Annotated in this window: 24 protein-coding genes; 3 read left to right on the top strand and 21 right to left on the bottom strand. The window is 70.1% G+C overall.

Annotated elements, in window-relative coordinates:
* On the bottom strand, positions 1–1,088 hold a 1,088-nt coding region (locus tag VME70_12695), incomplete at its 3' end, for a deoxyribodipyrimidine photo-lyase (GenBank protein ID HTW21056.1).
* A gap of 6 nt (positions 1,089–1,094) precedes the next feature.
* Here VME70_12695 and VME70_12700 point away from each other — a divergent pair.
* The gene (locus VME70_12700) at positions 1,095–2,252 is read left to right on the top strand and encodes a hypothetical protein (protein ID HTW21057.1); all 1,158 of its coding nucleotides are present in this window, start codon (positions 1,095–1,097) and stop codon (positions 2,250–2,252) included.
* Positions 2,253–2,289: 37 nt separating this feature from the next.
* On the opposite strand, the gene VME70_12705 is transcribed toward VME70_12700, so the two are convergent.
* Entirely contained in the window at positions 2,290–3,696 is a 1,407-nt protein-coding gene (locus VME70_12705) for a glycine--tRNA ligase (GenBank protein ID HTW21058.1), read from the bottom strand.
* Positions 3,697–3,794: 98 nt separating this feature from the next.
* On the opposite strand from VME70_12705, the gene VME70_12710 reads away from it, so the two are divergent.
* Positions 3,795–4,025, top strand: coding sequence for a DUF6703 family protein (locus tag VME70_12710; GenBank protein HTW21059.1), 231 nt, complete (start codon positions 3,795–3,797; stop codon positions 4,023–4,025).
* 4 nt (positions 4,026–4,029) lie between these two features.
* On the opposite strand, the gene VME70_12715 is transcribed toward VME70_12710, so the two are convergent.
* From VME70_12715 to lepA, 19 genes are all read right to left on the bottom strand, one after another.
* Positions 4,030–4,404, bottom strand: coding sequence for a VOC family protein (locus VME70_12715; GenBank protein ID HTW21060.1), 375 nt, complete (start codon positions 4,402–4,404; stop codon positions 4,030–4,032).
* Positions 4,401–5,210, bottom strand: a complete 810-nt coding sequence (locus VME70_12720; GenBank protein HTW21061.1) for an isoprenyl transferase — start codon at positions 5,208–5,210, stop codon at positions 4,401–4,403. Before VME70_12720 ends, VME70_12715 begins: the two co-directional genes overlap by 4 nt.
* On the bottom strand, positions 5,207–5,938 hold the full coding sequence (gene recO, locus VME70_12725) for a DNA repair protein RecO (GenBank protein HTW21062.1): 732 nt from the start codon (positions 5,936–5,938) through the stop codon (positions 5,207–5,209). Before recO ends, VME70_12720 begins: the two co-directional genes overlap by 4 nt.
* A gap of 59 nt (positions 5,939–5,997) precedes the next feature.
* Positions 5,998–6,891 carry a GTPase Era gene (gene era / locus VME70_12730; protein HTW21063.1) on the bottom strand — a complete coding sequence of 298 codons (894 nt, stop codon included), beginning with the start codon at positions 6,889–6,891 and terminating at the stop codon, positions 5,998–6,000.
* Positions 6,888–7,412 carry a GNAT family protein gene (locus VME70_12735; protein ID HTW21064.1) on the bottom strand — a complete coding sequence of 175 codons (525 nt, stop codon included), beginning with the start codon at positions 7,410–7,412 and terminating at the stop codon, positions 6,888–6,890. Before VME70_12735 ends, era begins: the two co-directional genes overlap by 4 nt.
* Positions 7,409–7,723, bottom strand: coding sequence for a cytidine deaminase (locus tag VME70_12740; GenBank protein HTW21065.1), 315 nt, complete (start codon positions 7,721–7,723; stop codon positions 7,409–7,411). Before VME70_12740 ends, VME70_12735 begins: the two co-directional genes overlap by 4 nt.
* Complete coding sequence (locus tag VME70_12745; GenBank protein ID HTW21066.1) at positions 7,720–8,472, bottom strand: DUF2071 domain-containing protein; 753 nt, start codon at positions 8,470–8,472, stop codon at positions 7,720–7,722. The genes VME70_12740 and VME70_12745 overlap by 4 nt, the downstream gene beginning before the upstream one ends.
* A gap of 55 nt (positions 8,473–8,527) precedes the next feature.
* Positions 8,528–9,814 (bottom strand): hemolysin family protein, encoded by a 1,287-nt coding sequence (locus VME70_12750; GenBank protein ID HTW21067.1) that lies wholly within the window; start codon positions 9,812–9,814, stop codon positions 8,528–8,530.
* Positions 9,811–10,278 carry an rRNA maturation RNase YbeY gene (gene ybeY / locus VME70_12755; GenBank protein HTW21068.1) on the bottom strand — a complete coding sequence of 156 codons (468 nt, stop codon included), beginning with the start codon at positions 10,276–10,278 and terminating at the stop codon, positions 9,811–9,813. Before ybeY ends, VME70_12750 begins: the two co-directional genes overlap by 4 nt.
* A gap of 24 nt (positions 10,279–10,302) precedes the next feature.
* Positions 10,303–11,292, bottom strand: a complete 990-nt coding sequence (locus VME70_12760; GenBank protein ID HTW21069.1) for a PhoH family protein — start codon at positions 11,290–11,292, stop codon at positions 10,303–10,305.
* Between the two features lie 115 nt (positions 11,293–11,407).
* On the bottom strand, positions 11,408–11,758 hold the full coding sequence (locus tag VME70_12765; GenBank protein ID HTW21070.1) for a histidine triad nucleotide-binding protein: 351 nt from the start codon (positions 11,756–11,758) through the stop codon (positions 11,408–11,410).
* A gap of 10 nt (positions 11,759–11,768) precedes the next feature.
* Positions 11,769–12,512, bottom strand: a complete 744-nt coding sequence (locus VME70_12770) for a 16S rRNA (uracil(1498)-N(3))-methyltransferase (protein ID HTW21071.1) — start codon at positions 12,510–12,512, stop codon at positions 11,769–11,771.
* A gap of 4 nt (positions 12,513–12,516) precedes the next feature.
* Positions 12,517–13,665, bottom strand: a complete 1,149-nt coding sequence (dnaJ, locus tag VME70_12775; GenBank protein ID HTW21072.1) for a molecular chaperone DnaJ — start codon at positions 13,663–13,665, stop codon at positions 12,517–12,519.
* 7 nt (positions 13,666–13,672) lie between these two features.
* Positions 13,673–14,698, bottom strand: coding sequence for a heat-inducible transcriptional repressor HrcA (hrcA, locus tag VME70_12780; protein ID HTW21073.1), 1,026 nt, complete (start codon positions 14,696–14,698; stop codon positions 13,673–13,675).
* A 150-nt stretch (positions 14,699–14,848) separates the two neighbouring features.
* The gene (locus VME70_12785; protein HTW21074.1) at positions 14,849–15,505 is read right to left on the bottom strand and encodes a maleylpyruvate isomerase N-terminal domain-containing protein; all 657 of its coding nucleotides are present in this window, start codon (positions 15,503–15,505) and stop codon (positions 14,849–14,851) included.
* Between the two features lie 219 nt (positions 15,506–15,724).
* On the bottom strand, positions 15,725–16,945 hold the full coding sequence (gene hemW / locus VME70_12790) for a radical SAM family heme chaperone HemW (protein ID HTW21075.1): 1,221 nt from the start codon (positions 16,943–16,945) through the stop codon (positions 15,725–15,727).
* Between the two features lie 9 nt (positions 16,946–16,954).
* Positions 16,955–17,530: an adenylate kinase gene (locus VME70_12795; GenBank protein ID HTW21076.1), complete on the bottom strand. Its 576-nt coding sequence runs from the start codon at positions 17,528–17,530 to the stop codon at positions 16,955–16,957.
* Positions 17,531–17,532: 2 nt separating this feature from the next.
* Positions 17,533–18,765, bottom strand: a complete 1,233-nt coding sequence (locus VME70_12800; protein ID HTW21077.1) for an MFS transporter — start codon at positions 18,763–18,765, stop codon at positions 17,533–17,535.
* Positions 18,766–18,790: 25 nt separating this feature from the next.
* Positions 18,791–20,632: a translation elongation factor 4 gene (gene lepA / locus VME70_12805; protein HTW21078.1), complete on the bottom strand. Its 1,842-nt coding sequence runs from the start codon at positions 20,630–20,632 to the stop codon at positions 18,791–18,793.
* Positions 20,633–20,759: 127 nt separating this feature from the next.
* Here lepA and rpsT point away from each other — a divergent pair, with 127 nt between their 5' ends.
* Positions 20,760–21,020 (top strand): 30S ribosomal protein S20, encoded by a 261-nt coding sequence (rpsT, locus tag VME70_12810; protein ID HTW21079.1) that lies wholly within the window; start codon positions 20,760–20,762, stop codon positions 21,018–21,020.
* Positions 21,021–21,028: the final 8 nt, after the last annotated feature.

Here is a 21,028-nt window from a genome sequence, read left to right on the forward strand (position 1 = left end):
CGGTTCGGTCGGCTGTCGGTTCCGGTTCCCGCGACCCACTGCCAGTTCAACGTGTTGTTGGCGATGTCCCCGTCGACGAGCAGGTCGAAGAAGTGCCGCGCCCCGAGCCGCCAGTCGAGGTAGAGGTGCTTGGTCAGAAAGCTCGCGGTCACCAGGCGGGACCGGTTGTGCATCCAGCCCTCGCGCGCGAGCTGCCGCATGCCGGCGTCGACCAGCGGATAACCGGTGCGGCCCTCCCGCCAGGCCTCGAACGCGGCGTCGTCCGTGCGCCAGCGGTCGTGCTTGGTCCGCCAGTCCGCGTCCACCACCTCGGGGCGGTCGGCCAGCACCTGGTGGAAGAAGTCGCGCCAGGCGAGCTGGCGGAGGAACGCATCCGCGCCGCGCCGCCGGCGGTCGACCTTCGACGCGAGCTCGACCGGGCTGACGCAGCCGAAGTGCAGGTACGGCGAGAGCCGGCTGGTGACGTCGGCGGCGAGGTCGTCGTGGCCGTCGTCGTACCCGGCGAGGTGCCGGGCCAGCCAGGGGGACATCCGCTTGCGGCCGGCCGTCTCGCCGCCGGCGGCAACATCGGGGCTGCGCGCGCCCCGGCACAGGTCGGCGGCATCGGGCAGGCGGCCGGTCGCGAGCCCTTCCGGGAGCGTGAGCCGCCGGGGCGCGGGCAGGACCGAACGCGGGTGATGGTGCTGCCACTTGCGGTGGTACGGCGTGAAGACGCTGAACGGCCGGCCGTCGCCGGTGGTCACCGAGCCGGGAGGCGCGATCACGTGGGCGTCGTGGACGACCAGCTCACGCCGGCCGAGAGCAGCGGCGAGGCGTTGCTCGCGGCGAACGGCGTACCGGCTGTAGTCGGCGCTGATGTGCACCGCGGCTGCGTCGAGGCTCGCAGCCAGCCGCGCGACCTCGCGCGCGACGTCGCCGCGGCGGATGACGAGCGCGGCGCCGCGCGAGCGCAGGGATGCGTCGAGGTCACTGAGCGATTGGGCAAGGAACGCGGCCGGGTTCGGACGGTTGAACGGAAGGCCGGTGATGGCGGCGTCGACGACGAACAGCGGTACGACGAACTCCGCCGAGCGCGCGGCGGCATGCAACGCAGGATGATCACGAACCCGCAGGTCCCGAGTGAACACCACAACCGCAACCGTCACCCCCCGATCCTCCCCTGCCGCGCACTTCATGGCCGGCTGGCCTGGCTAGAGCGTGTTCAGACGGCCACCGGCTTGGCGTTGCTGTCCACAGATCGGCCCGACGCGCCGATTGGAGGTCACTGGCGACCGCACCCTCGACAAATGCCGCGACGATGCCACACCGATCCTTCGTTTCCCGCCCTGATCCAGAGCCAAGACGAGATCGTGCATCGGGATCAGGCCCTGGATGCGGGTTTGACCCGGCGCGCGATCGACTACCGGCTGGGCACTCACGAGTGGTCCACCCTGCTTCCAGGGGTGTACCTGACCCGCCCCGGCGAAGCCCACCGCCGCCAACTGCTCATTGCCGCTGTTCTCTTCGCGGGCCCCGAGAGTGCAATCGACGGCCCGGATGCATGTCGGTTCCACGGCATCAAATCCGCTCCGGTCGACGACAGTGCGGTACACGTCGTGCTTCCGTGGGGCACACCGATCCGCAGTCGGGGCTTCGTCGTCGTCCGACGGACGATCTTCCCGATCCCGATCGTGCGCACCGACCGAGTGCGATACGTCGACGCAGCAACAGCGGCGATCGCGGCGAGCCGCCTCGTTGGTGCGGACCGAACCGCGCTGGCAATCATGAGCGAAGTCCTGCAGCGACGGCTGACGACGTACGACGAGCTGGTCCGTGCGCACATTCAGGGGCAACGACGCAACGCGCGTCGCGGCGACGCCGCGATCGCGTACCTCGGTGCCGGCATCCGTTCGACGCCTGAGGCCGACTTTCTCCGACTGGTGTCTGCCAGCACTGTTCTGCCAAGACCGCTCTTGAACCCGACGCTTCGACTACCAGGTGGACGTGTGGTCAGCCCCGATGCATTGTTCGTAGATGCAGGCCTCGTCCATGAGACCAACGGCCGCCTGGCGCACGAACGCGCGGATCTCTTCGAGCAGATGCAGCAGCGTCATGACCTCATGACCGCTGCTGGGTTGACGATCCTGCACAACTCCCCACGCCGGCTCGTCACCCACGGGCGCGAAGTGATCGGCGAGATCGAAGCTTGCTATCGACAACTCGCCGGTCGCGGCCTCCCCCGCGGCGTCGCGGTGCTGAGTATGGCCGCCTGACCACGCTCTAGCCAGGCCAGACGGCCATGAGTGCGGGTCAGCAGGCGGGGAGGGTTTGCAGCAGGTAGGACTCCACCTGGTCGATGGCGATGCGGTCCTGGCTCATGGTGTCCCTCGAGCGGATGGTCACCGCGTTGTCGTCGAGCGACTCGAAGTCGATCGTGACGCAGAACGGCGTACCGATCTCGTCCTGGCGCCGGTAGCGCCGGCCGATCGCGCCCGCGTCGTCGAACTCCACGTTCCACCGCTGCCGCAGCGCCGCCGCCAGGGCCTTCGCTCGCGGCGAGAGGTCGGCGTTGCGCGAGAGCGGCAGCACCGCGACCTTCACCGGCGCCAGCCGCGGATCGAGCCGCATCACCGTGCGCTTTTCCATCACGCCCTTGGCGTTCGGCGCCTCGTCGGTCGTGAGCGCCGCGAGCAGGAACGCCAGCACACAGCGCGTGAGCCCGGCCGCGGGCTCGATGACGTACGGCGTCCACCGCTCGCCCTTGTCCTGGTCGAAGTAGGTGAGGTCGGCGCCCGAAGCCTTCGCGTGCGTCTTCAGGTCGAAGTCGGTGCGGTTCGCGATCCCTTCGAGTTCGCCCCACTCCGAGCCGCCGAACCGGAAGCGGTACTCGATGTCGACGGTCCGCTTCGAGTAGTGCGACAGCTTCTCCTGCGGGTGCTCGTAGCGGCGCAGGTCGTCGACCGGGATCCCGAGGTCGACGTACCAGTCCCAGCGGGTCTGGATCCAGGTCTCGTGCCACTCCTCATCCGTTCCGGGCTCGACGAAGAACTCCATCTCCATCTGCTCGAACTCGCGGGTGCGAAAGATGAAGTTGCCCGGCGTGATCTCGTTGCGGAACGACTTGCCGACCTGCGCGATCCCGAACGGCGGCCGGCGCCGCGCCGCCGTCATCACGTTGAGGAAGTTGATGAAGATGCCCTGCGCGGTTTCCGGCCGCAGGTAGTGCAGCGACCCCTCGTCCTCGGTCGCGCCGAGATGGGTGGTCATCAGGCCGTTGAAGGTCCGCGGCTCGGTCCAGGCGCCGCGGGTTCCGCAGTGCGGGCAGGCGATGGTCGACATCGCGATCGAGTCGGGGTCGTCGATCTTCTTCCGCTCCGCCTGCCCCTCGCGCAGGTGGTCCTGGCGGAAGCGATGATGGCAGGACTGGCACTCCACCAGCGGGTCGACGAACGCGTCGACGTGGCCGGAGGCACGCCACACCTCCGGCGCGAGGATGACCGCGGAGTCGAGACCGACGATGTCGTCGCGGGTCTGGACCATCGCACGCCACCACTGGCGGCGGATGTTCTCCTTCAGCTCCACCCCGAGCGGGCCGTAGTCCCAGGCGGAACGGCTGCCGCCGTAGATCTCTGACGAGGGAAACACGATGCCCCGCCGCTTGCAGAGGCTGACCAGCTCCTCGATGCGTACGGCGTCATGAGCGGCGTTGGCAGCCATCGTTCGGTCTCCATCCGGCTGGCGGTCGGCGGCGAAGACGCCAGCCTAGCGGCGATCCGATCGACCCCGCACCGGGCTTCCCTGTGAAGATGGCTTCCATGCCACGCCGGGCCGTCACGTTCGGGATCGCCGTCGCGGTCGGCGCGCTGTTCATCGCCGGCCTCTTCCTGCACGGCGTCGCAAGCTTCGGGCTGCTCGCGCTGACCGACCTGGTGCTGGTCACGCTCGCCGTGACCACGTGGCCGGTGCTCCGTCGCGGCGACCGGCTGATGCGCAGCGTAGTGATCGCCGCGATCGCCGCGGTTGCCGTCGCGCGCCTGGTCGGCTAGCGGGCTACGCCGACCCGAGCCGGCCGCCCGCTTCGAGCAGCTCGATCCGGTTGCCGAGCGGGTCGCGGGTCGACCCGCGTCGAGCACCGAAGATCTCGGCCTGCGGCTGCCACGCCGCACCGGCCCGCTCGAGCCGGCCGAGCACGTCGTCGAAGTCGTCCAGCACCAGCGCGAAGTGGCTGTCGTCGTGCATCGCGGCGTCGGCTCGCTCGCTGATGTGCACCTGCGCGCCGTCGTTGACGTCGAACCACGCACCGCCGGGCGTCGTGCCCTCGGCCGGTTTCTCGACCCGCCGCAGCCCGAGCACGTGGGTGTAGAACGCAGCGACCCGCCCGGTCTCGCCGGGACGGACGACCACGTTGACGTGATGCAGTCTCACAAGTCCTCCTCGGCCCCACCGTAACGCCGGTCCCGCCGGGCATACTCCTCGATCGCCGCCCACAGCGCGAGCCGGTCGTAGTCCGGCCAGAGCGTGTCCTGGAAGACCATCTCGGCGTACGCCGCCTGCCAGAGCAGGAAGTTCGACGTCCGCTGCTCCCCCGACGAGCGCACGAACAGATCAACGTCCGGCATCTCCGGCTCGTCGAGATAGCGAGCGAACGCGCGCTCGTTGACCTTGCCGGGTGCCAGCCGGCCGGCCTCGACATCGCGAGCGAGCGCAGCCGCGGCGTCGGCGATCTCAGCCCGACCGCCGTAGTTGACGCACATGGTGAGCGTCAACACGTCGTTGGCGCGCGTCATCTCCTCCGCGATCTCGAGCTCGTCGATCACCGACTTCCACAGTCGCGGCCGGCGCCCGGCCCAACGCACCCGCACCCCCATCGCGTGCATCTCGTCCCGCCGCCGCCGGATGACATCGCGGTTGAACCCCATGAGGAACCGCACCTCGTCAGGTGACCGCTTCCAGTTCTCGGTGGAGAACGCGTACGCCGACAACCACTTCACGCCGATCTCGATCGCACCTTCGACCACGTCGAACAACGAGCTCTCGCCCTGCTCGTGACCGACCGTCCGCGGGAGGCCGCGCTGCTTGGCCCAGCGCCCGTTGCCGTCCATGACGATCGCGACGTGGTTCGGCACCAACTCCGGCGGGATCACGGGCGGGCGGGCACCCGACACATGTGGCGCCGGAGGGCGGATCGGCTCGCTTCGTCCCCCGCGCCTTCGCGTCGACCTCGACCTCACGGCCGCTCGACCAGACGCAGCGACCGCAGCCCGCGCTCGAGATGCCACTGCAGGTGCGACGCGACGAGACCACTCGTCTCGCGCTGGACCTTCGTGTCCGCCGCGTCCGCGGTAGCCCAGTCGCCCGACAGGAGCGCCACCATCAGCTCGATCGAGGCCGCGGACACGAGCGCTGCACCGGGCGGCCGGTGCTCGGTGCACACGACCCCGCCCAGCGCAGGCGAGAAGTACCGGTGCGGTCCCGGCGTCTCGCAACGCGTGCACGCGTCGAGAACCGGCTCGTAGCCGGCGATCGCGAGCGCCCGCAGGATGAACGCGTCCAGCACAAGGGTCGGCGAATGCTGGGACTCCGCGAGCGCTCGGAGGGCACTGACCACGAGGAGGTAGAGCCGCAGCGACGGCTCGCGCTCCTCCGCACTCAGCCGCTCGGCGGTCTCCAGGACCGCGGTTCCGGCGGTGTAGCGGCCATAGTCGGAAGCGATCCGCTCGCCGTACGGCTCCAGCGTCTCGGCCTGCGTGACCGTGTCCAGCGACCGCCCCTCGTAGAGCTGGAGGTCGACGTGCGAGAACGGCTCGACCCGCGAGCCGAACCTCGAACCGGTACGCCGCACACCCTTGGCCACCGCGCGCACCCGCCCGTGGCGGCGTGTCAGCAGCGTGATGATCCGGTCCGCCTCACCGAGCTTCTGGGTGCGAAGCACGACAGCTTCGTCTCGGTAGAGCGGCACCCGCTCATTGTCTCCCGGGCAGCCGCCGGACCACCGGATCCGGCGCCGCCGCGCCACGGCTAGAAGCCGAGCCGGCGCAACTGTTTGGGATCGCGCTGCCAGTCCTTCGCGACCTTCACCCGAAGGTCGAGATAGACCTTCGACCCGAGCAAGGCCTCGATCTGCCGGCGCGCTTTGGTCCCGACGTCGCGCAGGCGCTCTCCGCCGGACCCAATGACGATGCCCTTCTGGCTGTCGCGCTCCACGTAGAGCTGCGCGTCGATCTCGACCAGGCCGCCGGGCTCGGCCGGGCGGCGGATCTCCTCGACCACTACCGCGATCGAGTGCGGGAGCTCGTCGCGAACCCCCTCGAGCGCAGCCTCCCGCACCAGCTCCGCGACCATCTGTGCCTCCGGCGAGTCGGTCAGCTCGCCGTCGGGATACATCGGCGGTCCTTCCGGCAGCCGGCCGAGCAGCACCTCGGTGAGCAGGTCGACCTGGAAGCCGTTCACCGCGCTCACCGGCACGACCTCGGCCCAGTCGCCCAGCTCGGCAACCTGCAACAGCCGTGCACCGACCGTGTCCCTGTCCACCAGGTCGGTCTTCGTGACGACGGCGACAACCGGCGTCTTCGGCGCCGCGCGGCGGATCTGCTCCGCGATGAACCGATCGCCGGGGCCGACCTTGTCGGAGGCGGGCACGCAGAAGACGACCACGTCGACCTCCGAGACCGTCGCCACCACGAGCTCGTTCAGCCGCTCGCCGAGCAGCGTGCGGGGTCGGTGGAACCCCGGGGTGTCGACGAGCACGAGCTGCGCATCCGGTCGATGCACGATCCCCCGGATCGCGTGCCGCGTGGTCTGCGGGCGGTCCGACATGATCGCGACCTTGGTACCCACCAGCGCGTTGGTCAGGGTCGACTTGCCGGTGTTGGGCCGCCCGAGCAGGCAGGCGAACCCGGAGCGGAAGGTCACTGCTCGCCGCGCACCTTGCTGTACAGAACCATGTCGCGCCACTCACCACCGCGGAAGCAACCCCGGCGGATGACCCCCTCGCGGGTGAACCCGGCGCGCTCCAGCGCCCGCTGCTCGGGAATGTTGCCGGTCTCGGTCGATGCCTCGACCCGCTCGTACAGCGTGTGCTGGAACAGGTACTCGGCCGCGAGCCGCTGCGACTCGGCGCCGTACCCCTTGCCGCGATGCTCCGGCGCGACCCAGATCCCCATGTTCCAGCAGTCCCCGTTCGGCGGCGGGCCGTGGAAGACCTTGATCCACGTCACCGCGCCGACCACGGTGTCCTCGTCGTCGACGATCGCCAGCATCCCCTGGTCGCGGCGAAGGGTCTCGCCGCTCTCGACCCGCTTGCGCACCCGGCCCGCGTCGCTGAAGCCGAACCAAGCGAGGTCGCCCGCGACGTCGGCGGACGCATACTCCGCCTCGAGGATCTCGACATCCGCTGCCTCGACCCGGCGCAGCCTGATCGCGGCGGGGCTCATGGCGCCACTACATGCACGACCGGTTCGCCGAGTCCCGCGAGCACTCCGTCGTCAACCGCGCCGGCGGGCGTCACTACCACGGCTGCCTCCAACGTCGTGGCGCCACTCGATGCCGCGGATGCCACGGCGGCCTGAAGCGCGGTCAACGTCAGCGCGGGCAGCGCAACGCTCGCGGCCACATACGTCCGGCCGATCTCATCGCGAACCGCGGCGCCCTCATCGGCACCGGTACGCGCCCGAGCCGACCGGGCAAGGGTCAAGAGCTTCTCGTCCTCCGGATCCACGGCCACCAGGCTACGGATCGGGGTCACGCGCGTGCACCTACACCTGCCGGTAGCCGGCGCGGCCAGCCGAAGACGGTGTGCACACCGTGGCTGAACCGGGCAGGCACGGTCGGCAGCCCGTCAACGGGCAGGCCGGCCGCAGCGACGAGCTCATCGGACAGCTCCAGCACCCGCGCCTCACGCAGCGGCCACGCGCCGTGCGCGTTGGGCGTCCACACCGTGCGGCCCGCGAGTTCGTGATGCAGCCCCCAACGAGAGGTCAGCCAGAGGTCGAGGGCGGTCGGGTCCGTGACCTCCTGACCCACCTCGATGGCGATCCGGGTCGACCACCCAGAGCCCGGCCAGCGCCGCCGGCTCGTCCAGACCCATACGTCGCCGGTGCGCTCGACGTGCATCCGCGCCCACATGTACGGCAACCGGTAGCCCCAGCGCGCGACCAGCACCGTGCCGAGCCGGCTGGCCTCGAGGCTGCGGAAGACCACCCCGTGATGACCCTCGGCGTCGACGCCGTACAACCGCACGTTGGTCTCGAGGAAGTCACCGAAGTACGGCGCGGCATGACCGCGACCCGGTCCGGCCCGGCGCATGTGGAACGGGATCAGCCCGACGTAGGTCACGCCGTCGACCACGTCGGGTTGCACCCCGGCCGGGAGCAGCGGCGCGACGACGTCAGGATCCACCGACCAGTGCAGGAAGGCCAGATCGGTCCACTCCTGGTCGAACAGCACCCGGCCCGGCAGTGGCGGCGCGACCTCGGGCACGCCGCCGATGTCCACGTCCGCAGGATGGCATCCGCGACGGCGGCAGCGGACGGCCGCCCGGTGCCCGGCGTCAGGCCGGCGAGGCGGCGCCGTTCTCGCCGGCCCTGGTGATGAGCACCGTGCCGATCTGACGTCGCCGTCCTTTGGAACCCTCGGCCAGGAAGGTCAGCCCGTGCGCGGTCACCGACGCGCCAGGGATCGGCACCCGGCCCAGCTCGGCCGCCAGCAAGCCGCCGACCGTATCGACGTCGTCGAGCTCGAAGTCGACGTCGAACATCTCCTCGATGTCGTCGACGGGCACGCGGACGTTGACCCGCACGTGGTCGGGATCGAGCCACTCGACCCGCGGCTCCTCGCGGTCGTACTCGTCCGCGATCTCGCCGACGATCTCCTCGAGGATGTCCTCGATCGTCACCAGCCCGGCCGTCCCGCCGTACTCGTCGATGACGATCGCGAAGTGCACCTGCTTGGCCTGCATCTCCCGCAGCAGCTCGTCGACCGGCTTGGACTCCGGGATGAAGTACGCCGGGCGCATCACCTCGGTGATCCGCTCGTTGCTCTGGTCCTCGACGTCGAACGCGGTGCGCGCCAAATCCTTCAGGTAGGCGACGCCGACCACGTCGTCCTCGTTGGCGCCGACCACCGGAATCCGCGAGTAGCCGCTGCGCAGAGCGAGCGAGAACGCCTGGCGGACCGACTTGCTCTGCTCGATCCACACCATGTCGGTGCGCGGCACCATGACCTCGCGGGCGATCGTCTCGCCGAGCTCGAAGACCGAGTGGATCATCTGGCGCTCGCCGCTCTCGATGACCTGGCGCTCCTCGGCGAGGTCCACGAGGTCGCGCAGCTCGGCTTCGGAGGTGAAGCCGGCGTCGCGTGCGACCGTGCCGGGGATCAGCGCACTGCCGATGCCGATCAACACGTGCAGCAACGGGCCGAGCACCCGGCGCAGCCAGATCGCCGTGCCCGCCGACGCGAGCCCGATGCCCGCCGAGTGCTGACGCCCGACCGTCCGCGCGCCGACGCCCACGACGACGAAGTGGACGACGGTCATCCCGAGCCCGGCGACCAGCACTGCTTCCCACGAAGCCGGTAGCTGCCGTTCACAGACAACCGCGACCAGCGTGGTCGCGAGCAGCTCGGCGGCGGTGCGGACGAGCAGCAGCACGTTCAGGTGCGGTCCGGCATCCGCGACCACGGCCGCGAGCCGGCGGGCGCCGCGTCGGCCGTCATGCTCGAGCTCTTCGACCCGGCTTCGGGACACATGGGCGAGGGCTGCCTCGCTCGCCCCGAACAGGGCGGCCGCGAGGACGAGCACGCCGGCCAGAACGAGGGCCCAGACGTCCGCTGCCGTCATCGTCGGCGAACCACGTTCCAGCCGGTGACCAGCCGGTTCTGCTGGCCGAACATCTCACGCTCCTGCTCCGCCTCCGCGTGGTCGTAGCCGAGCAGGTGCAGGATGCCGTGGGTCAGCAGGATCTCGAGCTCGGCCTCCGTCGAGTGCCGTGCCTGCTTTGCCTGCTCGGCAGCGACCGCCGGGCAGAGCACGACATCACCGAGCAGCGTCGGCGGCAGGTCGGGGCTCTCGACGTCGTCGCGGTGGTCGTGCAACTCGTCCATCGGGAAGGCAAGTACGTCGGTCGGCCCTTGCTCGTCCATGAAGTGCACGTGCAGCGCGGTCATCGCCTCGACGTCGACCAGCCGGATCGACAGCTCGACGAGCGGATGCACGCCGAGCTCGTCGAGCACGAACCGTGCAAGCCGCTCGAGATCTCGCTCGTCGACCGCCACGCCCGACTCGTTTGCAACCTCGATGCTCACCGGACCCCCGACGTCCGTGCGAAGTCAGCGGCCGGACCGCGTCTGGCGACGCGGACCCTGTGAGCGGCGCTGCTGCGGCGAGGGCGCCGACGTCGCCGCGGCGTGCTCGGCGTCGAAGCGGGCGTAGGCATCGACGATGTCACTGACCAGACGGTGGCGTACGACGTCGCGAGACGTGAGCCGGCAGAACAACACGTCCTCGATCCCGTCGAGGATCTCCTGGACGATCTGCAGGCCGCTGCGCGTCCCCGTGGGCAGGTCGATCTGCGTGACGTCGCCGGTCACCACCATCTTCGCGCCGAAACCGAGTCGGGTGAGGAACATCTTCATCTGCTCGGGGCTGGTGTTCTGCGCCTCGTCGAGCACGATGAAGGAGTCGTTGAGCGTGCGGCCGCGCATGTAGGCGAGCGGCGCGACCTCGATGACCCCGGAGGCCATGAGCCGCGGAATCGAGTCCGGGTCGATCATGTCGTGCAGCGCGTCGTACAGCGGACGTAGGTACGGGTCGATCTTCTCGTTCAGCGTCCCGGGCAGGAACCCGAGCCGCTCGCCGGCCTCGACCGCCGGACGGGTCAGGATGATCCGGTTGACCTTCTTGGCCTGCAGGGCTTGCACGGCTTTGGCCATCGCGAGATAGGTCTTGCCGGTGCCGGCCGGCCCGATCCCGAACACGATCGTGTGCTCGTCGATGGCGTCGACGTACCGCTTCTGGTTCAACGTCTTCGGTCGGATAGTGCGGCCGCGACTGGAGATGATGTTCAGGCTCAGCACGTCGGCCGGGCGCTCGTCGGTCTGCTCGCGGAGCATCGTGATCGAGCGCTGTACGGCGTCGGGCGTCAGCACCTCGCCGCGTTCGATCAACGTCATCAGCTCGGCAAAGAGCCGGGCCGCCACGGCGACCTCGATCGCGTCGCCCGCCAACGTGATCTCGTTGCCGCGGACATGAATGTCGCAGGAGAACGACCGCTCGATCAGGTGGAGCAGCTCGTCGCTGGATCCGAGCAGTGCCACCATGCTGCGCTCGCTGGGCACGACGATCAGCGTCGACGTCGTCCCCGCACGTTCGGCCATGGTCGCCATCGATGCTAATGCCACCGGTCCGGCCAGCGGCGGGCTCGGGACCCCGATCTCAACCGGGCGGCCAGCCCATCGCCCGGCCGCCGAGCACGTGCAGGTGAGCGTGCATGACGGTCTGGTGGGCGTCCGGTCCGGTGTTGGCGACCAGCCGGTACCCGCTCGTGTCGATCCCTTCGATTTCGGCCACCTCGGCCGCGAGCCGCACCATCGCCGAGACGCCGGTGCCGTCTGCGGCCGCGACCTCGGCGAGGTTCGCATAGTGGTCGCGCGGGATGACGAGAACGTGGGTCGGCGCCTGCGGAGTCAGGTCGCGGAATGCGACCGCGGCATCCGACTCGGCGACGATGTCGGCCGCGATGTCCCCGGAAGCGATCTTGCAGAAGATGCAGTCGGCGTCAGCCACAGCCCGGAGCCTAATGTGCGACGTCAGGGCCCATCCGCCACCGCGTCATGGCGCAGATCACGGCCAATGCCGCGGTGCCCGCGGTCGAGCTGCGCAGGATGCCGGGGCCGAGGCGGACCGCGGTTGCACCCGCCCCTGTCAGCACCGCGAGCTCCTCCTCGGTGATGCCGCCCTCCGGGCCCACGACCACGAGTACGTCGGTCACCCCGTCGATCCGCTGGGTCGCGAGGGGTTCAGCTGCGGACTCGTGCAGCACGAACGCCCGGCCGGCGCGAGCACACCGCTGCGCGAGCGACTCGGTCGTCGCCGGCCCGTCGATCAGCGGCCACCACGCCCGCCGCGACTGCTTGGCCGCTGATCGCGACGTCGCGGCCCAGCGAAGCGCCGTCCGGTCACTCCACCGAGCGACACATCGCGCGGCGGCCCAGCCGACCACCTCGTCGACGCCCACCTCGGTCATCGACTCGACCGCCTGCTCGTCGCGGCCGCCACGCGCCAGCGCCTGTGCGACGACCAGCCGCGGCGACGGCGCCGGCACGACCTCGCGTTCGGCGATGACGACGGTCAGCTCGCCGCGACGCACCTCGCCGACCTGGCCATGGGCGAGCGTGCCCGCGCCATCGGTCAGGTCGACGTGCTCGCCCGGTCGAAGCCGGCGTACGTCGGCCGCATGGCGGCCTTCGTCCCCCGTGACCGCGACCGGCGCCCCCGGGGTAGCGGTCGAAAGCTCGGCGAAGAACAGCGGCGGCGTCACGCGCTCATTTGAACGCGTCGCGCAGCCGCGAGAACAGCCCCTGCCCACCGGGCGAGGTCGCCGGGTTGGTCACGGCCACCTGCGGGTCCTCCTCGTTGCGGAGCTTGGCGAGCTCGCGAAGCAGCCGTTCCTGCTCGGCATCGAGCCGGGTCGGAGTGACCACCTCGACGTGCACGTGCAGGTCGCCGCGGCCGACGCCGCGGTTGAGGTGCGGCACGCCCCGCCCGCGGAGGGTGTGCACCGAGCCGGCCTGCGTGCCCGCCTTGATGACGACGTTCTCCTCGCCGTCGAGGGTCTGCAACGAGATGTCGGTGCCGAGCGCAGCAGCCGTCATCGGAATGGTCAGCTTGCAGTGCAAGTCGTCGTGGTCACGGGTGAACTGGGGGTGCGCCTGCTCGTGGATCTCGACGTAGAGGTCTCCGGGCGGGCCGCCGCCGGGGCCGACCTCGCCCTCACCGGACATGCGCAGCCGCATGCCGTCCTCGACGCCGGCCGGCACCTTGACCGTCACCGTGCGCCGTGCCCGCACCCGCCCGGCCCCGCCGCAGTCCGCGCAGGGATGCGTGATCTTCGTGCCCACCCCGCCACAGTCCGGGCACGGCCGCGAGGTGACGATCTGGCCGAGGAACGAGCGCTGCACGGACTGGATCTCGCCGCGTCCACTGCAGGTCTGGCAGGTCTCCGGATGCGTGCCCGGCGCGGTCCCCGCGCCGCTACAGGTGGCGCACAGGATGGCGGTGTCGAGGGTGATCTCGCGCGACACCCCGAACGCGGTTTCGGACAGCTCGAGGTCGAGGCGGACCAATGCGTCGGCGCCGGGCCGGATCCGTGACCGCGGCCCCCGGGCGCCCATGCCGGTCGCGCCGCCGAAGAAGGCGTCCATGATGTCGGAGAAGCCGCCGAACGGACCCGCGCCACCGGCCGCACCGCCGGGCGAGAGCGGGTCGCCGCCGAGGTCGAACACCTCGCGTTTGGCCGGGTCGGACAGCACTTCGTACGCCGCGGTGACGTCCGAGAACTTCTCCTTGGCGTCGGCGCTCGGGTTGACGTCCGGGTGCAGCTGGCGAGCGAGCTTGCGGTAGGCCTTCTTGATCTCGTCGGCGCTCGCGGTGCGCGGCACCCCGAGGATCGCGTAGTAGTCGCGTGGTGGCATGCCGGCCTCAGCCGCCGGCCAGGATCTGGCCCACGTAGCGCGCCACGGCGAGCACGGCACCCATGGCGCCGGGGTAGTCCATCCGGGTCGGCCCGACGACGCCGAGGGACGCGAGCGCCGTCGAGGCGTCGGCGCCGTACCCGGTAGTGACGACCGAGGTGGTCTGCAGGCCCTCGTAGGCGTTCTCGATGCCGATGCTCACGTGCACGGTTTGCGGGTCGCGTGCCTCGTCGAGCAGCCGGAGTAGTACGACGTGCTCCTCGAGTGCCTCGAGCACGGGCCGGATCGAGCCAGGGAAGTCCAGCGCGGCGCTGCGCGCCAGGTTGGCCGTCCCGGCCAGCGCCACGCGTCCGTCGACCCGCTCGACGAGGGTCTCGAGGACCGTGGAGAGCACCGCGACGATCGTGGGCCGCGCGTCGGCGGCGACGGTCTCGGGAAGGTCGGTGAGCAGCCCGGCCGCGTCGGCCAGCCGGCGGCCGACCATCCGGGAGTTGAACGCCGTACGCAGCTCCGCCACCTCGTCCTCGCTGAGCGCACCGGGCAGCTCGACCACGCGCTGCTCGACCCGTCCCGTATCGGTGATCAGGACGATCATCAACCGGGTCTCGGAGAGCCGGACGATCTCGAGGTGGCGCACGGAGGACCGGCTGAGCGACGGGTACTGCACGACCGCAACCTGGCGGGTGAGCTGCGCGAGCAGCCGGACGCTTCTGGTCACGACGTCGTCGAGGTCGACCGCGCCGCGAAGGAACTCCTCGATCGCCCGGCGCTCCGGCGGCGTCAGCGGCTTGACCGTCGAGAGCTTGTCGACGAACAGCCGGTAACCCTTGTCGGTCGGCACCCGGCCGGCGCTGGTGTGCGGCTGGGTGATGTATCCCTCGTCCTCGAGGGCGGCCATGTCGTTGCGGATGGTCGCGGGCGAGACGCCGAGATGGTGTCGCTCGACCAGCACCTTGGATCCGACCGGCTCGTTGGTCGAGACGTAGTCCTCGACGATGGCACGCAGGACCTCGAGCTTGCGGTCGTCAAGCATGCCGACCCTCCTCGAGCCTTCGTGCGCCGGCGCCGGGGCTCAGCCGGCAGTCGGCTGGCACTCAGTCGTCCCGAGTGCCAATTCTACGCGAGTCCGGCGGTCCGCCCGGGGAACGGACGCGCCGTACCCCATCGGCCACACGGATCGGCGTCACCGCAGGTAGTGGTCGGGCCGGTGCTGCCACGGGGCGAGCTCGAGGTGGGTGGGCAGGTCGGCCCGGCCGAGCAGCCAGGCGAGCAGCGCGCGCTGATCCGCGCCGCCGAGCCGCTCGGGCAGCAGCCGCAGGCTGATCGCCAGCTCGCGGTCTACGTACCCGTCCGGCCAGTCCATCGGCTCGTAGCCGAGCCCGAGATCGACGTGATGGATCTCGACCTCGCGCCAGCGGTGCATCGGCATCGCCGCGCACGGCCAGGTCTCGCCGCCCGCGTTGAGACCGTGCCCCGCCCACGCCTCGGCGGTCATCGCATCCCAGGTCGCGTCGAGGGTGGCCGAGCTGGCGGCGACGTCATCGACGAGCTCGCGCGCCGAGCGGGCCGCGCCGGCCTCGATATCGGCGGCCCGCCGCTCGTGCCCGCCGGCGTACTGGCTGACCGAGTCGCCGGCGATCGCCGCCCGCAACATCCGGGTGTGGGAGTCGCCGTTGCGGGCGATGTGGGTCAGCGCGTGCCCGACCGTCCAGCCGGGCAGGAGCGACGGGCTGCGCGCCTGGTCGTCGGTGAGCCCGGCGATCGTGGCGTTCAGCCGGTCGTGACCGACCTTCGCGGCAGCGACGACCTGGGCGATCTCGTCGGGATCGGGCTCGGGCACCGGCCCATCATCACACCGGCGAGAGAACCGGACCTACGCCGACGACGACAACGCCGCGAGCGTGCGGCTGGGCGACGCGTCAGTGCTCTTCCCACCAGCGGGCGAGGGTCAGCAAACCCACGGCGACGAGTCCGACGATCGCGAACAAATCGGCCATGGCATCAGCGTGCCCCCGGCCTATGACACGAACCCCCACCTTCGGTGACCTGTGGACAAACATCACGCGACAAGATCGCGGACCACGGCGTCGGCGAGCAGCCGGCCGCGCAGCGTGAGCACGGCACGCCCCTCGTCGTACGCCGCGGCTTCCAGCAGGCCGTCATCGCGGGCTCGGGCCGCCGCGGCCAGCCCGGCATCACTCAGCGGCTCGAGCCGCAGACCCTCGCGCAGTCGCAGCCGCAGCAGGACGTCCTCGGCCGCGCGTTGCTGGGCGTCAAGGCGCTCCCGCGCCGCGGCCGGCGAGCGACCTGCTGCAATGGCCGCTGCATAGTCGCGCGGGTGCTTGACGTTCCACCACCGCACGCCCCCGACATGGCTGTGCGCGCCCGGGCCGATCCCCCACCAGTCACCGCCGGTCCAGTAGAGCAGGTTGTGCCGGGCCCGGTCCTCCGGCCGGCGCGCCCAGTTGGACACCTCGTACCACTCGAACCCGGCCGCGGTCAGTGCGCGCTCGGCCAGCTCATAGCGGTCGGCGAGCAGGTCGTCGTCGGTCGCAGTCAGCTGTCCGCGCGCAACCTGCGCAGCCAGCCGGGTGCCCGGTTCGAGGATGAGTGAGTACGCCGACACGTGGTCGACGTCCGTCGCTGTCGCGGCGTCCAGCGATGCCTGCCAGTCCTGGTCGGACTCGCCGGGCGCGCCGTAGATCAGGTCGACGCTCAGATGGTCGAACCCGGCCGCCTTCGCCTCGGTCACGGCGGCCGCCGCCCGGCCCGGCGTGTGCCGGCGGTCGAGCACGGCGAGCACGTGCGGAACGACCGACTGCATGCCGAAGCTGACCCGCGTGAAGCCGCCGTCGCGAAGCGCCGCCAGCGAGCCCGGCGTCACCGACTCCGGGTTCGCCTCCGTGGTGACCTCTGCGTCGGGCACGAGTCCGAACAGCTCGTCGATCCGGCGCAGGATGCGAACCAGGTCGCCGGCAGGAAGCAGGGTCGGCGTGCCGCCGCCGAAGAACACGGTGGATACGGGTGCCGCGCCCGGGCCGAGCACGCGTCGGGAGAGCTCGAGCTCGGCGATTGCTGTCTCGGCGTACTGCGACTGTGACGCGCCGCCGCCCAGCTCGGCCGCGGTGTAGGTGTTGAAGTCGCAGTAGCCGCAGCGGGTCGCGCAGAACGGCACATGCACGTAGACCCCGAACGATCGGTCACCGGCGCCATCCAGCGCGGCGCCGGGCAGCCGGCCGTCGGCGGGCGCCGGCTCGCCGACTGGCAACGTCGAGGGCATCAGCCCGGCTCAGCGATCGCTGACGTCGCCGATCGCCGCGAGGATCTCGGCGGTGACCTCTTCCTCGCTGAGATCGCCGTTGACAACCCGCAGCAGGCCGCGGCTGCGGTAGTAGTCGATCAGCGGCCGGGTGGCCTCGTCGAAGACCTCGAGCCGGTTGTGCACGACCTCGGCCGTGTCGTCACTGCGCCCCTCGGTCTTGGCGCGGGCGAGGATCCGCTCGACGAGCACGTCACGTGACGCGTCGAGGTAGATCACGGCGTCCGGCACGGCACCGATCTCCTCTGCCATGCCGCGCGCGACCACCGCCTGACCGACCGAACGCGGGAAGCCGTCGAGCACATAGCCGTTCCGCTCCACCGCGGCGGCGACCACCGGCATCACGAGCTCGATCACGAGCTCGTCCGGCACCAGCTCGCCCTGGTCGAGGTACTCCTTGGCCTTCGTACCGATCGGCGTACCGGCCTCGACCTCGGCGCGCAGCAGGTCACCGGCGGCGATGTGCTCGAGCCCGAACTTCTCCGCCAGCCGATCGCCCTGCGTGCCCTTGCCCGAGCCGGGCGGGCCGATCAGGAGGAGCTTCACGCCTACAAGGGTTGCACGGCGGCACTCAGCGCGGGCCGGTTCGCTTCCGCCCACCGGCCGACCGGGCCGGTCGCGAACGCGACGACGAGGAACAGGACTCCGATGCCGATCCAGCCCGCCAGCCCATCGCTGACCACGAACGTCGTGACGATCACCGGCGCGAGCATGTTGGCGATGGCGTAGCTCATGCTGAACAGGCCTTGGTACTGCCCCTGCAACAGCTCGGGCGCGAGGCCATACCCGATACCCCATGAACCGGCGGCCTGGAACAGCTCCCCGGTGACATGGATCAGCTCGGCCACGATGAGCAGCACGATCGCGACATCCCGGTCGCGGCCGCCGGTCAGTCCGTACACGGTGCAGGCGAGGAGGAACAGCACCCCGCAACGACGTACGGCGCGAACGGACGACTTCAGGTCGTCCACACCCCGACTCGCCCGCACCTGGAACAGCACACACATCGCAGTGTTGAGCACGAAGATCACGGCAACCATCGCGCGCGGTGCGGACGTGTGTCGCACGACCCAGAGCGGAACGCCGATCTCCAGCAGGCCGTTGTGCACGCACAACAGCGAGTTGAGAGCGACCAGCGAGAGATAGGGGCGGTCTCGCAGCGCGACCAGCCGCGGTCCTTCGCCGACGTCGCGCGGCAGCGGAGGCACGTGCGGCAGCCGCGTGATCAGTGCGGCGGTCACGACGAAGGTCACCGCGTCCGCGATGATCAAGGTCATGTACGCCGCGCGGGTGTCGACGTGCAGAGCGACACCAGCGAGCGCGGAGCCGAGCCCGATCCCGAGGTTGGTCACTGACCGCAGGTAGGCGCGGGTGTGCACGCGGTCCTCGCCGGCAACCGCGGTAGCGATCAGGCCATTGCGCACCGCGTTGGCCGCGTTGGTCGACACCAGCTCGCCGCACGCGATGATCAGGAACACCCAGAACGAGTGGACGAACGCGTACGCCACCATGAACAGCCCGGCGAAGACCTGCACGGCGACGAGCACCTCGCGGGGCCCGACCAGCTCCGCGATCCGCCCGGCGGGGACGTTGGCGAACAGGCCGACGAGTCCGGCGATCGTCAGGCCGACACCCACCTCGCGCACCGAGAACCCGACGATGCGCGTGAGGTAGAGCGCAGACGCAGTGAAGAACAGTCCGTTGCCGAGCATGTTGACCAAGGTCGCGACGGCCAGCACTCTCGGCGCGCCCTTCGCCGGAAGCACGCTGGTGAGGGGCACACCCTCACCCTAGGAAGTGCCGCAATCAGGATTTTGCGGGTTCGCCGGTGGAGAGCGCCGCGATGAACGCCTCCTGCGGAACCTCGACGCGCCCGACCATCTTCATCCGGCGCTTTCCTTCCTTCTGCTTCTCCAGCAGCTTTCGCTTGCGGGTGATGTCACCGCCGTAGCACTTCGCGAGCACGTCCTTGCGCATCGCGCGGATGTTCTCCCGCGCGATGACACGGGTCCCGATCGCTGCCTGAATCGGCACCTCGAACTGCTGGCGCGGGATCAGCTCGCGCAGCTTGGACGCCATCAACGTGCCGTAGCCGTAAGCCTTGTCCTTGTGCACGATCGCACTGAACGCGTCGACGGGCTCACCTTGGAGCAGGATGTCGACCTTGACCAGGTCCGCCTCCTGCTCGCCGGCCGGTTCGTAGTCGAGGCTGGCGTAACCACGGGTCCGCGACTTCAGCTGGTCGAAGAAGTCAAAGATGATCTCTGCGAGCGGCAGCATGTACTTCAGCTCGACCCGGTCCTCGGAGAGGTACTCCATTCCTTTCAGGGAGCCGCGTCGGGTCTGGCAGAGGTCCATGACGGCACCGACGTACTCGGTCGGAAGCAGCAGCATGGCATCGACGACCGGCTCGAAGACCTCGCCGATCTTGCCGGTCGGCCAGTCCGCAGGGTTGGTGACCGTGACCTCGCCGCCGGTCTCGAGCTCGACCCGGTAGACCACGTTGGGTGCGGTCGAGATCAGCGCAAGGTCGAACTCGCGCTCCAGCCGCTCACGAACGATCTCCAGGTGCAGCAGGCCGAGGAAACCGCAACGGAAGCCGAAGCCGAGTGCGGTCGAGGTCTCGGGTTCGTAGAGAAGCGCTGCGTCGTTGAGCTGCAGCTTGTCGAGCGCATCGCGCAGGATCGGGTAGTCGCTGCCGTCGATCGGATACAGCCCGGAGTAGACCATCGGCTTCGGGTGCCGGTAGCCGCCGAGCGACTCCACGGCCGGGCGGGTCGCGCTGGTGATCGTGTCGCCGACCCGGGCCTGGCGGACGTTCTTGACGCCCGGGATGACGTAGCCCACCTCGCCGACGCCGAGGCTGCCGGTGGGCGTCTGATCCGGTGCGGCGACCCCGACTTCGAGCGTCTCGTGCGAAGCACCGGTCGACATCATCAGGCAGCGGTCGTGCGTGCTGAGCCGGCCGTCGACCACGCGGACGTAGGTGATGACGCCGCGGTAGACGTCGTACACGGAGTCGAAGATGAGCGCGCGCGGCGGCGCCTCCGGGTTGCCGACGGGGGCCGGCACCTGCCGGACCACCTCGTCGAGCAGGTCGCGCACGCCTTCGCCGGTCTTGGCGCTCACCCGAAGCACCTCGTCGGGGCGACAGCCGATGATGTGCGCGATCTCTTCGGCGTACTTGTCCGGCTGCGCAGCGGGCAGGTCGATCTTGTTGAGCACCGGGATGATCGTGAGGTCGTTGTCGATCGCGAGGTAGAGGTTGGCGAGGGTCTGCGCCTCGATGCCCTGCGCCGCATCGACGAGAAGGACCGCACCCTCGCAGGCGGCCAGGCTGCGGCTGACCTCGTAGGAGAAGTCGACGTGGCCGGGGGTGTCGATCAGGTCGAGCACGTACTGCTCGCCGTTGACCGACCACGGCAGCCGGACGTTCTGTGCCTTGATCGTGATGCCGCGCTCACGCTCGATGTCCATCTTGTCGAGGTACTGCGCCCGCATGTTGCGGCTCTCGACGATGCCGGTGATCTCCAGCATCCGGTCGGCGAGCGTCGACTTGCCGTGGTCGATGTGCGCGATGATGCAGAAATTGCGGATCCGGGCCGGATCGGTACGCCGGGAGGCGGCGGCATCGGAGTCGGCGGGCACATTCCATCGTGTCACGAATCCGGCTCCGGACCGGGGCGCCGGGCTGCTCGGCGTTCGCTTCGGACGGCGGTCGGCTGATAACCTGTCAGGCCGAATCTCCACACCCGTCGATCGAGGTAGTTCCCGCGTGGCCAACATCAAGTCCCAGATCAAGCGCAACCGCCAGAACGAAGCGCGCCGGTTGCGCAACAAGGGTGTGAAGTCCGAGCTCAAGACCGCCGTGCGCCGCTTCCGCGAGGCGGCCGACTCCGGCGACACCGATGCCGCGACGACCGCGATGCGCAGCGCGTCCCGGCTGCTCGACAAGGCGGCCAGCAAGGGCGTCATCCACGGCAACCAGGCCGCCAACCGCAAGTCGGCGATGGCGCAGCGCGCCCAGTCGCTCTAGCGCAGCGC

The sequence above is a fragment of the Mycobacteriales bacterium genome (genome assembly GCA_035504215.1).
Taxonomy (GTDB): domain Bacteria; phylum Actinomycetota; class Actinomycetes; order JAFAQI01; family JAFAQI01; genus DATAUK01.